Source organism: Vibrio sp. 2096 (assembly GCF_033339595.1).
Classification (GTDB): domain Bacteria; phylum Pseudomonadota; class Gammaproteobacteria; order Enterobacterales; family Vibrionaceae; genus Vibrio; species Vibrio alginolyticus.
Genome location: NZ_JAWOUX010000001.1, coordinates 707,692 through 720,938, shown reverse-complemented (window position 1 = coordinate 720,938; position 13,247 = coordinate 707,692). Strand labels below are relative to the sequence as shown.

At 44.3% G+C, this 13,247-nt stretch carries 15 protein-coding genes; 8 read left to right on the top strand and 7 right to left on the bottom strand.

Annotated features, from left to right (window positions below):
* Window positions 1–143 precede the first annotated feature (143 nt).
* Both R7Q41_RS03120 and R7Q41_RS03115 read right to left on the bottom strand, forming a co-directional pair.
* Complete coding sequence (locus R7Q41_RS03120) at window positions 144–389, bottom strand: hypothetical protein (protein ID WP_005375556.1); 246 nt, start codon at window positions 387–389, stop codon at window positions 144–146.
* A gap of 40 nt (window positions 390–429) precedes the next feature.
* On the bottom strand, window positions 430–645 hold the full coding sequence (locus tag R7Q41_RS03115) for a DUF3820 family protein (RefSeq protein ID WP_005375557.1): 216 nt from the start codon (window positions 643–645) through the stop codon (window positions 430–432).
* A 143-nt stretch (window positions 646–788) separates the two neighbouring features.
* Here R7Q41_RS03115 and R7Q41_RS03110 point away from each other — a divergent pair, with 143 nt between their 5' ends.
* The gene (locus tag R7Q41_RS03110; RefSeq protein ID WP_080276966.1) at window positions 789–1,097 is read left to right on the top strand and encodes a cysteine-rich CWC family protein; all 309 of its coding nucleotides are present in this window, start codon (window positions 789–791) and stop codon (window positions 1,095–1,097) included.
* A 38-nt stretch (window positions 1,098–1,135) separates the two neighbouring features.
* Here the strand turns inward: R7Q41_RS03110 and R7Q41_RS03105 are convergent, their stop codons facing one another.
* Window positions 1,136–1,480 (bottom strand): HopJ type III effector protein, encoded by a 345-nt coding sequence (locus R7Q41_RS03105; protein WP_005375560.1) that lies wholly within the window; start codon window positions 1,478–1,480, stop codon window positions 1,136–1,138.
* Window positions 1,481–1,679: 199 nt separating this feature from the next.
* Here R7Q41_RS03105 and R7Q41_RS03100 point away from each other — a divergent pair, with 199 nt between their 5' ends.
* Window positions 1,680–3,449 (top strand): choice-of-anchor I family protein, encoded by a 1,770-nt coding sequence (locus tag R7Q41_RS03100; RefSeq protein WP_318144352.1) that lies wholly within the window; start codon window positions 1,680–1,682, stop codon window positions 3,447–3,449.
* A gap of 71 nt (window positions 3,450–3,520) precedes the next feature.
* On the opposite strand, the gene R7Q41_RS03095 is transcribed toward R7Q41_RS03100, so the two are convergent.
* Window positions 3,521–3,859: a 4a-hydroxytetrahydrobiopterin dehydratase gene (locus tag R7Q41_RS03095; RefSeq protein WP_005375563.1), complete on the bottom strand. Its 339-nt coding sequence runs from the start codon at window positions 3,857–3,859 to the stop codon at window positions 3,521–3,523.
* Entirely contained in the window at window positions 3,849–4,643 is a 795-nt protein-coding gene (gene phhA / locus R7Q41_RS03090) for a phenylalanine 4-monooxygenase (protein ID WP_005375564.1), read from the bottom strand. The genes R7Q41_RS03095 and phhA overlap by 11 nt, the downstream gene beginning before the upstream one ends.
* A gap of 222 nt (window positions 4,644–4,865) precedes the next feature.
* Here phhA and R7Q41_RS03085 point away from each other — a divergent pair, with 222 nt between their 5' ends.
* Window positions 4,866–6,839: an acetoacetate--CoA ligase gene (locus tag R7Q41_RS03085; protein ID WP_318144351.1), complete on the top strand. Its 1,974-nt coding sequence runs from the start codon at window positions 4,866–4,868 to the stop codon at window positions 6,837–6,839.
* A 148-nt stretch (window positions 6,840–6,987) separates the two neighbouring features.
* On the opposite strand, the gene R7Q41_RS03080 is transcribed toward R7Q41_RS03085, so the two are convergent.
* The gene (locus R7Q41_RS03080) at window positions 6,988–7,563 is read right to left on the bottom strand and encodes a class I SAM-dependent methyltransferase (protein ID WP_318144350.1); all 576 of its coding nucleotides are present in this window, start codon (window positions 7,561–7,563) and stop codon (window positions 6,988–6,990) included.
* Between the two features lie 171 nt (window positions 7,564–7,734).
* On the opposite strand from R7Q41_RS03080, the gene R7Q41_RS03075 reads away from it, so the two are divergent.
* Together R7Q41_RS03075 and R7Q41_RS03070 are read left to right on the top strand one after the other, a co-directional pair.
* Complete coding sequence (locus R7Q41_RS03075) at window positions 7,735–8,613, top strand: LysR family transcriptional regulator (RefSeq protein WP_005375568.1); 879 nt, start codon at window positions 7,735–7,737, stop codon at window positions 8,611–8,613.
* 176 nt (window positions 8,614–8,789) lie between these two features.
* A complete protein-coding gene (locus R7Q41_RS03070) occupies window positions 8,790–9,683 on the top strand; it encodes a cation diffusion facilitator family transporter (protein WP_053303754.1) in 894 nt (297 codons plus the stop codon).
* A gap of 151 nt (window positions 9,684–9,834) precedes the next feature.
* On the opposite strand, the gene yddG is transcribed toward R7Q41_RS03070, so the two are convergent.
* Window positions 9,835–10,737: an aromatic amino acid DMT transporter YddG gene (gene yddG, locus R7Q41_RS03065; RefSeq protein ID WP_318144349.1), complete on the bottom strand. Its 903-nt coding sequence runs from the start codon at window positions 10,735–10,737 to the stop codon at window positions 9,835–9,837.
* Window positions 10,738–10,857: 120 nt separating this feature from the next.
* Between yddG and R7Q41_RS03060 the strand changes: the two genes are divergently transcribed.
* From R7Q41_RS03060 to yiaY, 3 genes are all read left to right on the top strand, one after another.
* Window positions 10,858–11,007, top strand: coding sequence for a hypothetical protein (locus R7Q41_RS03060; RefSeq protein WP_017634379.1), 150 nt, complete (start codon window positions 10,858–10,860; stop codon window positions 11,005–11,007).
* A 12-nt stretch (window positions 11,008–11,019) separates the two neighbouring features.
* Window positions 11,020–11,670 (top strand): isoprenoid biosynthesis glyoxalase ElbB, encoded by a 651-nt coding sequence (gene elbB, locus R7Q41_RS03055; protein ID WP_169628797.1) that lies wholly within the window; start codon window positions 11,020–11,022, stop codon window positions 11,668–11,670.
* Window positions 11,671–12,003: 333 nt separating this feature from the next.
* On the top strand, window positions 12,004–13,152 hold the full coding sequence (yiaY, locus tag R7Q41_RS03050; protein WP_005388247.1) for an L-threonine dehydrogenase: 1,149 nt from the start codon (window positions 12,004–12,006) through the stop codon (window positions 13,150–13,152).
* The last annotated feature ends 95 nt before the right edge of the window (window positions 13,153–13,247 follow it).

Below are 13,247 nucleotides of genomic sequence, written 5' to 3'. Positions count from 1 at the left end.
TAAAACGTACGAACCAAATTTTGTAGAGTATTTATTCCAGTTCTTTTTTGGGGCAAAAAAGAGTCAGCCTAACGGTCTGGCTCTTTTGAATGAAAAAATAGTCTGGTGGGAGAACTTGTAAGGCTGTGGCAGGTTACACTCACTTACTCCTTAGGCAGGTGACCAGTTTCCTTCGCAAGCTTTTGCATCGCCTCGGCAAACGTTGTTGTCCCGCCTTTAGCTTTAACCTGTATTACCTTATATCCCAACTTTTCCAACGCTTGGCGCTCTGCCAAAACAGCTTTGTCATTGTGTTGGCTACCTTGAGCTGGCTGATGAATGTAGCATCCCTCTAGTTTACCATCTTCGACCAATTGGTGATGTTTCAGTGCATCGATATCAAAATTCATAATAAGTCTTTTCATTAAGAGTGGGAGTTTCTGTGGCTAGTTACATACGCTTCAAAGGCTTCACGACACTATCTAAGCCTTCAATTTTGAGCGCTAAACATAGCTTGAGCAAATCCCCTAGCTCGCCGCTTGGCCAGCCCTTTTTATCAAACCACAGTAAGTATTCTTCAGGCAGGTCGATTAACACTCGCCCTGCATATTTCCCAAATGGCATTTGCATTCTAGCGAGTTTAATGAGGTTTTCTTTTTCTAACATAAGTGACAGAGAGTTAAGGTAACTCGTGCAAGGGTAACACTGGTTCTCCCTCCTCACCAGCAAATCGCAGTCACGTTTATTTTGGCGGCCTTGACTCGCTTTGTGCTAGAGTACGCGGCATAAAAAATGAGAACGAGAAAGCAATGAAGTCACCTTGTCGAGCAGCATGTAAAAATAACGCCGGAATATGCTCTGGTTGTCACCGGACGATGGATGAAATCATCCAATGGAAAGACAAAACCGATCTCCAACGAGATGCGATTATCGAACAAATCGCAGGAGAAGATTCAACGCACAGTTGTCCTGAGTGCGGGACTCAAGCCCATTGTGATATCGCCGCAGGCAAAGAGACATGCTGGTGCTTTACTATTGAAACCCGTGATTTACCCAAGCCAAGCGCCAACCAGCTGTGTTTGTGCCGAAAATGTCTAGAAAAAAAGCCAGTCGCGTAATACGACTGGCTTACTGATCATCGTTTTCTGACTGGTGTTTATTTAGCGGTTAAAGCGGACGCTTCAAACTTAATGCCTTCCCACCCTGTCACCATAAAATTACGAATATTCTGGTGATCGCTGTTCTCTGGATGCTGCAATACATCTTCACGATAAAAACGGCCAAAGCAGGCTAGCGTCGCTTCTTTGTCTAGGTTGTTTAGCAAACCGAAAGCGAAGATCTTACACGAACCGTTGTTCTCGCCTGCATTGTTTTGTGTCTCACCATTTACAAAAGCGGTTGGCTCAAACGTATAGTTATCTTCGATCACCGCCATCGTTGCTTCAAATTCGACCTGCTCTGGTGACGCTGCCAATAAATCTAAAAACGATTTTAATTCCATTATTCCTCTATCCCTACTTCATCATATTGATGACACATTAGTTTCATAAAAAGCCAATATAAGAGTCATCAATCATACATATATTCAGAGCCTTACCAAATCAAACGTCATTCAGCGCTCTATCATTCCAGTTGCGGAAATGGACAGCAGCATAAAACCCATGCTGATTGACAACCTATCGGATTGATAAGGAGATATCATGATCACCCCTTTAAAGGCAATCGGTGTACTCGCATTGTCATCACTTGCCATCGCGTGTTCATCACAACCCGAAGATACCGTGGCTTCATTCGCTACACAATGCAAACCTACCACTGCCCCCGTTACTGGGGAAACGTCAATTCAAGGTTTAACGTTTATCGGAACATCCGTTGCTGATGCTCCATTCGACACATCGGCAGCTGAAATCGTCAGTTATGACGCTTGTACAGATAAGCTCTATGTGGTTAATGCTCAAGCAAAACGTGTCGATGTAATGTCTATGGATGACAACGGCGTACCAACGCAAAGCGCATTCATCGATCTCAACAGCGCTGGCGAAGCAGCGGGCATTGAAATTGGCGCAGCAAACAGTGTCGCTGTATTCAATGGTTTGGTAGCAGTTGCGATTGAAAACAGTAATAAACAAGCGAATGGTATTGTTGGCTTGTACCGCTCCGACGATTTGTCATTAGTCACGACTTTCCCAACAGGCGCATTGCCAGACATGGTTGGCTTCTCAAAAGATGGCCGATACATCGCAACCGCTAATGAAGGAGAACCAAACAGCGATTACAGCATTGACCCTGAAGGTAGTATCACTTTGATCGATCTGAGCCTTGGTGTTACTCAAGCAGAAGTGACACAAATTGGCTTTAACGAATTTGATGGTTCACGAAAAGCAGAGCTCCCAATGAATGTGCGTATTTCGGGGCCAAACGCCACCGTCGCACAAGATCTAGAGCCTGAATACCTCACTTTTGCAGATAACGGTAAAATCTATGTCGCGCTACAAGAAAATAACGCCATGGCAATCGTCAATCCAGAGAGCAAATCGGTAGAAAAAATTGTTGGCTTAGGTGAGAAGTCTTGGTCGGGCGCTAAACTCGATGCATCCAACAAAGACAAAATCATTGGGAACTTGAAAAGCTACCCACAACTGGTTGGCTTATTTATGCCTGACACTATCGACAGCTACTCAGTGAATGGGAGTACTTACATCGTATCTGCAAATGAAGGCGACGGGCGTGAGTACGGATTCACAACCACTCAAGAACTGTGCGACAAAGCTGGCTTTATGTGGGATGAAGACGATTACCTTGGTACAGATGAATACACATCTGAGCAAGGGAGCTGTTTAAGCCATATTGATGAAGTGCGCGGTAAGAAGCTGAAAGTAGCAGCAGAACACCCATTGGCAGAGGCACTAAAAGACAACAAACAACTCGCGCGTTTAAAAGTGATTAAGCCGGAACAAACGCTTTCTGCACAAGAGAATGTTCAATCATTTGGCGCGCGTTCATTCTCGATTTGGGATGAAAACGGCAAGTTGGTCTTCGATAGTGGTGACGATTTCGCGACTATCGCGCTGCTGAATGAAGGCAAGAACTTCAACAGCACCAACGATAACAATAATAGTGGCGATGACCGAAGTGATGATAAAGGTATTGAGCCAGAGGCGATTGAAGTAGCACAAATTAACGGTCGTCATTACGCGTTTATCGGCTTGGAGCGTCAAGGCGGTATCATGATTTATGACATCACAGACCCGAAACAAGCGCAGTTTATGCATTACGTAAGCCGCCGTGATTACAATCAGCCAGTATGTACAGAAGTCGAAGATGGCGAATGCATGAATGACACATACAATCCAAAAGCAGGTGATTTAGGTCCAGAATCCATTAATTACTTTACCCGTAATGGTGGTCATTTTATCGCCGTTGGCAATGAGGTATCGGGCACGACATCCGTCTTCCGAATCAATCTATAAAGTAATGTAAAAGTCATTTAGAACCAAAACGCCCGACGTAAGCCGGGCGTTTTTTTGTATGAGGTAATGTCCTACTCTGCCGATGCTAGCGCGTCACACTTTGATGCGCAGATAAAATCGTTTTTATGCAGACCTTTGATAGAGTGACTCCACCACGTTACGGTAACCTTACCCCATTCCAACAAAATAGAAGGATGGTGGAACTCATCTTCTGCCAGTTCCGCGATTTTGTTACTGAAAGCCCATGCTTGTTTGAAGTTCTTAAATTTATACACCTTTTCTAGTTGAGGTATATCTTCTCTTTCAATGATCTGCCAATCAGACAATTGCAGAAGCAGAGACTGTTGTTCTTCTTTGCTTAGTGCAATGGCATCGATACTACAAGCTTCGCATTTTTGTTCATTCAACATGAGCAGGTTCCTTTGGTTCAAAAAGTGGAGGAAGCAGTCCAGCTTCAATCGCTAGATCGGCTTGTTTCAATAAATTTAACTGACTGATTTTAAAAAGTTGAGAAAAGTCGTCAATCACGTAGTACTTCGGTTGCATGATGTCGATACGATAAGGCGTTCTCAGCACAGTTTGTAATTCAAATGGGTCGCGAATTGCTGCATCACTCTCTAATGCGTAGAGGGTTTCGCCAGGAGATGAAAGAATACCACCACCGTAAATTTTGGTTTTGTCCCCTTCTTTCACTAAGCCAAACTCTACGGTAAACCAGTAGAGGCGAGCGAGATAGGCTCTTTGTTTTGGGGTAGCGGCTTGCCCTAGTTGACCATAATGCTCGGTAAATGCAGCAAAGTCTGGGTTGGTTAACATCGCGCAATGACCAAATATTTCGTGGAAGAAATCTGGCTCCTGTAAGTAATCGAACTCATCTCTTGTACGCAAGAATGTGGCGACTGGAAAGCGCTTATTACCGAGTAGATTAAAAAATCGGTCGAAATCAATAAGCGCGGGAACGGGCTCCACTTGCCAACCTGTTGTCTCCATCAAGACACGATTAATTTCTGGTAACTGAGGAACGCGGTCTTGAGGTAAATCAAGCAGCGTCAAACCGTGTAAATAAGCCTCACAAGCTCTGTTTTGGATCACACCCATTTGTCGTGTTACCAAATCTCGCCAAATGGCGTCTTCTTCACGGCTCCATTCAACCCTGCCTTCCTGGTTTACGGGTTTAGAACGATACTGGGTCATGGCTCATCTCCATTAACAAATCCTTTACATTAAGCCTATCTGTAGTCTTAAGAGCTTCCAATCCCTGCGCGATTTTCTCAGCACTACCCCGATGTAACATATTGTTTACAATGCATCGTAACTGCATGATTTTTATGACACGATATAATATCTGGCTTGTTTGACTTTATCGTGTATTCCTCTCAAACTAAAACCTGTTATCACTTTGTTATAGAGGGACCTATGCGCGAGAGCAGCAAAGTATGGCAACCGAGCGAAAGTCGTATCGAAGAAGCCAACATTACACAGTTTATTGAACACATTAATCGACAAGGAAATACCCTTGAAAGCTTCGCTGATCTGCATCAATGGTCACTCGATCATGTAGAAAAATTTTGGCAGGAAGTTTGGCTATTCTGCGACGTCATTGGCACTCCGGGAGAGACCATAAAAGAGCGATCAGAAAGTCGCTGGCAGCAGCCTGTTGAAAATAGGGATATAAAATGGTTCCCAAACGCGCAAATTAACTACGCCGAAAATTTGCTAACCTACGCGTGTCACCAACCCGATGATCTCGCGATTTGGTTTGAAAATGAACGTGAAGAAAAACAGACCTACACCTGGAAACAATTGTGCGAAGAAGTTTCGAGTGTGCAGCAATGGTTGAAAGAATGTGGAATTAAGCAAGGTGATGTCGTCGCTGGTTATTTACCTCACCTACCTCAAACGGTGATAGCTATGCTAGCAACCACCAGTTTAGGGGCGACCTGGACTTCCACCTCACCTGATTTTGGCGTCGAAAGCGTTTTGGAGCGCTTTGGTCAAGTGAAACCCAAAATCCTGTTTACTTGTGATGGCTATACATTCAATGGCAAAACTTTCGATATGTCTGAGAAAAACCAGCATATTGCGGATCATCTTGATGGTCTTAAACAAGTTTGCCAAATTAGCTACCTTAAACCACACATTTTTGAATGCGATGTCTGCACCCAAGATTGGCAAAACGTCTTGAATCAATACACACCCGAAGCGCTGACTTTTACTCGTGTGAATTTTAACGATCCGCTATTTGTGCTCTATTCTTCAGGCACAACAGGCAAACCGAAATGCATCGTTCATTCCGTCGGCGGAACGGTGCTTAATCACTTGAAAGAGCATCAACTGCATTGCGATATTCAACCGAACGACCGAGTGTTTTACTACACAACCTGCGGCTGGATGATGTGGAACTGGCACGTTTCTTCACTCGCGAGCGGTGCATGTTTGGTGATTTTTGATGGTAGCCCTGTTTACCCCACTCATAATGTGCTCTGGGACCTCGCAGAACAAGCCGAAGTGACGCTATTTGGAACCTCAGCAAAATACCTAGAGGCGCTGGAAAAAGCATCTTTTTCTCCGCAGAAAAGTGATGCATTTTCAAGTCTGAAAACCATTTGTTCGACTGGCTCTGTTCTGTATCCAGAACAGTTTGATTATGTCTATCAGCGCATTAAAGAAGATGTACACCTCGCCTCGATTTCTGGCGGAACAGACATTTGTGGCTGCTTTGTATTGGGCAACCCTATTTCTCCCGTTTATCGGGGAGAGTGCCAATCAGCAGGGTTAGGGGTCGATGTCCGAGTCTTTAACCCACAAGGTAATAGCGTAATGGGAGCGCGCGGTGAGTTGGTTTGTGCCAATTCATTACCCAACTTCCCTGCTGGCTTTTGGAACGACACCGGTGAGAGATATCATCGTGCTTATTGGGATAAATTCGACAATATTTGGCACCACGGCGATGATGTTGAACAGACCCGCGTTGGGGGATACGTATTTTATGGTCGAAGTGATACCACGTTGAATCCTGGTGGCGTAAGAATCGGCACGGCCGAAATCTATCAGCAAGTGAACTGTATAGACGGTATTCTAGATTCGATCGCAGTAGGAAAAGAAGTCGATCGCAACGAACAAATATGGCTGTTTGTCCAATTAGTCAAAGGGGTAGAGCTCAATGACGAGATGATCGCTTCCATCAAAGCACAGCTAAAGTCTGCATGTTCTCCAAGGCATGTACCTAGTGCAATTTACGCAATAAGCGATATACCTAAGACACGCTCAGGAAAGCTGGTCGAGTTAGCCGTTAAGCAAGTCGTTAACAACCGAAGCGTCGAAAATTTAGGCGCAATAGCCAACCCTGAAGTGCTGGAGGAGATACGCAGGATAGTCGTCTCAAAATAACCTCCGAAGACTAAGTTGTTCGAGTATGTCCTTGCCTGCACCACGACGCTTGTTTAGAGCAAGTGAAGTTACATATATCCTCAGCAGATAAGAAAAAAGCGAGCTTGTTAGCTCGCTTTTGTCATTTTTTGTTCTTTATTCAGCGGTATTAGCGACGACCAAGCCCCATTAATACCGACATTGTTTTACCATCAGATGTAATGTCAAAAACGTGTTGCGATTCAACTTCAGTAAAACCCGCTTCTTTCAGTGCACGCTCAGACTTCGCAAGGGTAAAACCGTCTTGTTCACATTCTGCAATCCAATCAAAATGAACAAAATAGCCGCCGTGGTTAAGTAGAGAATGCGAGATCGTTAATGACGCGTCTAAGTCTTCCACAAACGCTAAAACTGATGATGCAACCACCAAGTCGAACTGTCCACGAAAGGCCGGATGCTGAGCGACCAAGCCGCGAGATAATGCATCTACCAAAGGTTCTACGTTGACGAGCTCTTTTTTATCGAGTTCCTCAATCATGGCTTCCGATGCGTCTAATGCTACGATGTCTTTAACCATCGGTGACAATCGTTGACTTAACTGCCCTGTTCCGCATCCAAAATCTAGTACTTTAATGCCATCAAGCTGAGTTAGCTGTTGTAACTGCTCAAACACCGACTGCGCAAATTGCTCTGTTGCTGGATTTGATTCCCAGTTTTTTGCTAAGCCGTCCCAATCTTGTGCCATCGTGGCCTCCATGTTCACTTTTTGTAACCCACATAGATTACCGCAAAACCGTTAAAAGACCATAGACTTATCTGGCGGATTCGCGTTTTTTTCGATAATCTTTCATGGCTTTGGGAGCGCATCTGCATAATACCCAAATTATTTGAATTCATTTATTGGTTGTGTCAAATCATGAACTTAACTCAAGTAGAAGCCTTCTGCACCATCGCTGAGTGTGGTTCTGTTTCTGAAGCGGCAAGGCAACTCGACTGCAATCGTACCAAACTCAGTATGTCGATTAAGGCATTAGAGAAAGATCTCGACGTTGAATTGTTTAACCGAACTGGCAACCAGCTCACCCTCTCTGAAGCTGGGAAAGCCATTTACAAAGATTGCGAACACCTACTTATCATCGCACAACGGGTCAGAAAGACCTGCGCTCAAATCTCGGAAGGGTTTAACGCGGAAGTTTGGGTAGCACGTGACGACTCCTTACCTGATGATCTCTGGCAAGAATTATCTCATACATTGAATAACCGCTTTCCTTCAACAACCTTCAACTTAATCTTGGCATCCAGTGGCGACTTAGCCAACTTGGTCAGTACCCACCAAGTAGATTTTGCTTTCGGCGTTGATTATGAGCGAGTAGACGATCCTCGTATCGTATATAACCCATTAGGCAAGATACGTATGATGTCAGTATGCAGTGTAGAACACCGCCTAAGTAAGATGCGCCGTGTCTCAGACGAAGATCTACGTAGTCAGATGCAAGCACTAATGGTGTACCTAAATGAGAAAGACAACCCTGAACTGCAACCTTTCTCGACTCGATATATTGGTTTTTCGAGTTTTGACTACATGCTGAACACCATCTTAGAAGAAGACGCTTGGGGCGTGCTTCCAGAACCATTAATCCGCCATTACCTTCGTCAGCAGAAGCTCGCCGTTATCAAACACACATACGGATTGACGCAAGAAGACTACTGTATGTTTTCACCTAACGGCCATACTGAGCATCCAGCAATGACGTGGTTAGCAGATAAATTGAGCGAGTATTTATTTGACTTCTAAACATTTTATCAGTGAGCGTCAATTTTACTGACACCAAAAAATCACAGTAAGCCATTGTTTTATAGGAATATAAATAAAAACGCAATTTTTTAGATTAGTTACTGGTCACTTTGTGGTTGCCTAAATTACCTTATGAGCGAAGAATAGTAAGGTATTAAAATTCAAAGGCATCTTTTATGTGTGACAGGACAAGCAAAAACGAAAACCGTATTCTAACCATTTCAGCCCTTTTGGCATCTGGGTTCGCTGCTGGTGGTATGGTACTTGGCTTGCTTGTAGGATCAATTGTCATCGTGTTTGACGGTGTTTACTCTTTGGTCAGCTTACTGTTAACTTTATTGTCACTGGCCGCTTCTTACTATATTAACAAGCCTTCAAAATCTGTATTCCCATTTGGAAAAGCGGTCTTAGAACCAATCGTTATTGCGATAAAAGCAGCCGTCATTTTAGTGGTTGTAAGCTTCTCTCTCTACTCTGCGATATCAGCATTGATGTCTGGAGGTCGCGAGGTCGATGCTTCTATTGCGACCTTATTCGGCATCGTGAATGTTATCGGTTGTGGTTACGCTTGGTGGTTTATGGCGAAACGCAGCCGCCGCTTCTCATCAGGCTTGATTGAAGCGGAGAAAAAACAGTGGCAAATGGATACTTTGTTGAGTGTGGCGGTGACCGTAGGATTTATCTCGGCTTGGGCTGTTTCACTAACGCCATTCTCTGAGTATGCGGTATATGCCGACCCCATGATGATGGTTTTAATGGGCTTTTACTTCCTCAAAGTACCGTTCGATATGCTAGTAGGTGCCTTACGTGAACTACTAATGATGGCACCAAGCAAAGAGCTGTGTCAGAGCGTTGGCAAAGATGTTCTTGAGATTGAAAAAGTAACTGAGCATCAATTGAAACTGGCTGGCGTAACGAAGGTGGGCCAAGAGCTACGAGTAAATGTGGATGTACATATTGATGACGACACATTGGAGCTTGATACACTAGAGCACACTCGTAAGCAGCTTATCAAGCGACTGTCGAAGCACAGATTCAAGCTTCAACTACACTTGAACGTCGCTTATTAGAGTGCCACCAAAGAGCCGTTAAAACTCAATAAAAAGCTCCCAATCTCGGGAGCTTTTTTAATTTTTTCGATTTAGTTGCTTCGTATTCGAATACAGCTCGCAAAGGAGATCTGTTCGTTGCTCACTTAAACTCTCTGATCTCGTTGGTAACTTACCCAGCCGCTTCGCGCTTCTCTTTGGTGACTAACCAACACATCAGCGAGCCCACCGTTACCATCACAACGCCCTGCCAAAAGCTATGGCTCAGAGTTACGCCAAGAATAATGGAAGAAAACAAAGCGGAAAAAATGGGCGTGAAGTAAGACAGGGTGGCGAGAAAAACCATATTGCCGCCAACGATCGCGATGTTCCATAAACCATAACCACCAGCCATTAAAGCCGCAGAAGCCACTAAGTACCCCATCGCTTCCCAACTGAATGTCATTGGTGGCTCATCCGTAAACGCATATTTGCCCCAAAGCGAAACAGCTGTTGCAATGAAAAACAGGGTAATCGCATTATGTTTAGATTGCTGCCTTTGGGTTAAGTTGCAATAAAAAGCCCATATAACCGCGCCAGCGAAAGCCATAAAATACACCAGAGGGTTACTACTAACATTGGACATGATCTGAGTTATGGATAAGCCATTCTCACCGCTCACAGTCCAAGCAACCCCAACAAACGCCAGCGTAACTGCGGGATAAAGCAACCAGTTTGTTTTTTTATTGCTGCCAAGGACCGCAAATAAAACCGTCAGTGCGGGCCAAAGGTAGTTGACAATCGACACCTCAATTGCCTGCGCGCGCGAGTTGGAATATCCCAAAGATAGAGCGAGAAATATTTCATAGCAGACGAACATCGCACCACCAAGCGCAAGATACTTGGGAGAAAAGTAAGACAACTTTGGAATACCGACCACGATAAGAAGGAAAACAGAGCTAAGAGAGTACAACATGGCTGCCCCGCCTACAGGACCTAAACTCTCCGTAACCAACCTCGCGATGCCAAGCAGACAACTCCAAGAGAGAATCGCGATACAACCATAAAGTGTGAAACGAAATTGCACTGATTTCATGTGACCTACCACTCACGAATGCCAAAGGAAACGTCAGCTTAACTCAAAAATGATCAGGTTCAACGTACTGTTTTATAAAAATCAGTATAAAAATCATTCTATTAAGCCGTTGGAGTCGATATGAAACATTTTCTGCCCTCTAGTGTTATGCTTACACCCTTTGTTGTGCGCTACTATGATGAAGATGACAACGAGAGTGAAAACGTTAAAACACATTCGGAAACGCATGGTCTAGATAGCGAAGAGCAATCTAAGGAACGTTCAGAGTAAAGGAATCCAAACATGAAAAAAGTCGCAGTCATTTTAAGTGGTTCAGGCGTTTACGACGGTTCTGAGATCCACGAAGCAGTGTTGGCGCTCTACGCCATCGAGAAGGCAGGTGCAACTTGGCACTGCTTTGCACCTAACATTGACCAACTCCACGTCATCAATCACCTAACTGGTGACGAAATGGATGAAACACGTAACGTATTGATCGAATCAGCTCGTATTGCACGCGGAAATATTGACGATGTCGCCAAACTTAACGTTGATGAATACGATGCCCTACTGCTTCCAGGTGGGTTTGGTGCCGCGAAAAACTTAACCGACTTCGCTGTTTCGGGTGCGGAGTGCTCCATTAACACACACGTAGCTCAAGCTTGTCGCGCGTTTGCTAATGCGAAAAAACCAGCTGGCTATCTGTGTATTTCTCCTGTCATTATTCCGATGATTTATGAGCAAAGCGTGAAAGGAACGGTAGGCAACGATGAGGCAGTCTCAATAGCATTTAATCAAATGGGCGGTGAACACACCACGTGCCCTGTCGAAGACATCGTTTTTGATGAAAAACACCTCGTACTTTCAACCCCTGCTTACATGTTGGCAGAGAATATCTCTCAAGCGGCTTCAGGTATCGAAAAGTTAGTATCAAAACTGATTAAAATAGCTTAATTATTAGTAGTTAGCTTATAAAACACTTCCCTATCCCCATTGATAATTAAGTTATTAATGGGGATTTTTTATACTTTAGTCGAATTTAGAGATATATCCGCGTCAGAAGTCAATTTCTGCCAATCGTTTGCGTCCATAGTTTCATATTTGTTCTACTTTATATCAGTGTTGCACTTATACGCAGTGCAACAAGATCACTGTCACAGTTTTTCTCTTGCAAGTACCTCTAAGTGGGTAAACTTGCTTTAGATCAACTTCAATCTGGAAACGAATGTGCGACAGTAAATGGCAAATTAAGAAAGATTATTAAAAATAACGACGGAGCTATCCAATATGACAAGTGCATTTTTTATCCCTACGGTAAACCTAATGGGCGCTGGTTGTTTGAAAGACGCAGCAGACAGCATCCAATCTCAAGGCTTTAAAAAAGGTTTGATCGTTACGGATAAGATCCTTAACCAAATCGGTGTAGTCAAACAAGTTCAAGACCTTCTCACTGAGCGCGATGTAGCAACCGTTGTGTTTGATGGCACTCAACCAAATCCAACTATCAGCAACGTTAACGACGGCTTAGCACTTCTTACTGATAACGAATGTGACTTCGTTATCTCTCTAGGCGGCGGTTCACCACACGACTGTGCGAAAGGTATCGCGCTTGTTGCTTCTAACGGCGGCAAAATCGCAGATTACGAAGGCGTAGACCAATCTGCAAAACCAATGATGCCACTTATCGCGATCAACACGACGGCGGGTACTGCATCTGAAATGACGCGTTTCTGCATCATCACTGACGAAGAGCGTCACATTAAGATGGCTATCGTTGATAAGCACACAACACCGCTTATCTCGGTAAACGATCCAGAGCTAATGCTCGCTAAACCTGCTTCGCTAACTGCGGCAACAGGTATGGATGCCCTAACTCACGCGATTGAAGCTTACGTATCTATCGCGGCAACACCAATCACTGACGCGGTAGCAATTAAAGCGATTGAGCTTATCCAAGCTTACCTACGCACAGCAGTGAAAAACGGTGAAGATCTAGAAGCTCGTGAACAAATGGCATACGCACAGTTCATGGCGGGTATGGCGTTCAACAACGCTTCTCTAGGTTACGTACACGCAATGGCACACCAGCTAGGTGGTTTCTACGACCTTCCACACGGTGTTTGTAACGCGATTCTTCTACCTCACGTACAGCGTTACAACGCGCAAGTATGTCCTGAGCGTCTACGTGACGTAGCAAAAGCAATGGGCGTAAACGTAGAAGGCATGTCTGCTGAAGAAGGTGCAGCGGCAGCAATCGACGCTATCGTTACTCTAGCGAAAGATGTGGGTATCCCAGCAGGTATTAAAGAGCTTGGTGCGAAACTAGAAGACATCCCAACACTAGCAGACAACGCACTGAAAGACGCTTGTGGTTTCACTAACCCTAAACAAGCAACTCACGAAGAAATCTCTAAGATCTTCGAAGAAGCGATGTAATCTCGCTACATAAACAATTCTCTAGCCTTAATTCAATCCCCGATCTCGTATCGGGGATTTTTTACATTCATATACAAGTGAATCTCTGCCAAACA

Excerpts from the sequence above, each read along its gene's own strand:
- R7Q41_RS03120 (WP_005375556.1), bottom strand. The coding sequence starts at position 389 with ATGAATTTTGATATCGATGCACTGAAACATCACCAATTGGTCGAAGAT.
- R7Q41_RS03100 (WP_318144352.1), top strand. The coding sequence starts at position 1,680 with ATGATCACCCCTTTAAAGGCAATCGGTGTACTCGCATTGTCATCACTT.
- phhA (WP_005375564.1), bottom strand. The coding sequence starts at position 4,643 with ATGACCCAGTATCGTTCTAAACCCGTAAACCAGGAAGGCAGGGTTGAA.
- yiaY (WP_005388247.1), top strand. The coding sequence starts at position 12,004 with ATGACAAGTGCATTTTTTATCCCTACGGTAAACCTAATGGGCGCTGGT.
- R7Q41_RS03085 (WP_318144351.1), top strand. The coding sequence starts at position 4,866 with ATGCGCGAGAGCAGCAAAGTATGGCAACCGAGCGAAAGTCGTATCGAA.
- R7Q41_RS03115 (WP_005375557.1), bottom strand. The coding sequence starts at position 645 with ATGTTAGAAAAAGAAAACCTCATTAAACTCGCTAGAATGCAAATGCCA.
- R7Q41_RS03070 (WP_053303754.1), top strand. The coding sequence starts at position 8,790 with ATGTGTGACAGGACAAGCAAAAACGAAAACCGTATTCTAACCATTTCA.
- R7Q41_RS03080 (WP_318144350.1), bottom strand. The coding sequence starts at position 7,563 with ATGGCACAAGATTGGGACGGCTTAGCAAAAAACTGGGAATCAAATCCA.
- elbB (WP_169628797.1), top strand. The coding sequence starts at position 11,020 with ATGAAAAAAGTCGCAGTCATTTTAAGTGGTTCAGGCGTTTACGACGGT.
- R7Q41_RS03110 (WP_080276966.1), top strand. The coding sequence starts at position 789 with ATGAAGTCACCTTGTCGAGCAGCATGTAAAAATAACGCCGGAATATGC.
- R7Q41_RS03060 (WP_017634379.1), top strand. The coding sequence starts at position 10,858 with ATGAAACATTTTCTGCCCTCTAGTGTTATGCTTACACCCTTTGTTGTG.
- R7Q41_RS03105 (WP_005375560.1), bottom strand. The coding sequence starts at position 1,480 with ATGGAATTAAAATCGTTTTTAGATTTATTGGCAGCGTCACCAGAGCAG.
- yddG (WP_318144349.1), bottom strand. The coding sequence starts at position 10,737 with ATGAAATCAGTGCAATTTCGTTTCACACTTTATGGTTGTATCGCGATT.
- R7Q41_RS03095 (WP_005375563.1), bottom strand. The coding sequence starts at position 3,859 with ATGTTGAATGAACAAAAATGCGAAGCTTGTAGTATCGATGCCATTGCA.
- R7Q41_RS03075 (WP_005375568.1), top strand. The coding sequence starts at position 7,735 with ATGAACTTAACTCAAGTAGAAGCCTTCTGCACCATCGCTGAGTGTGGT.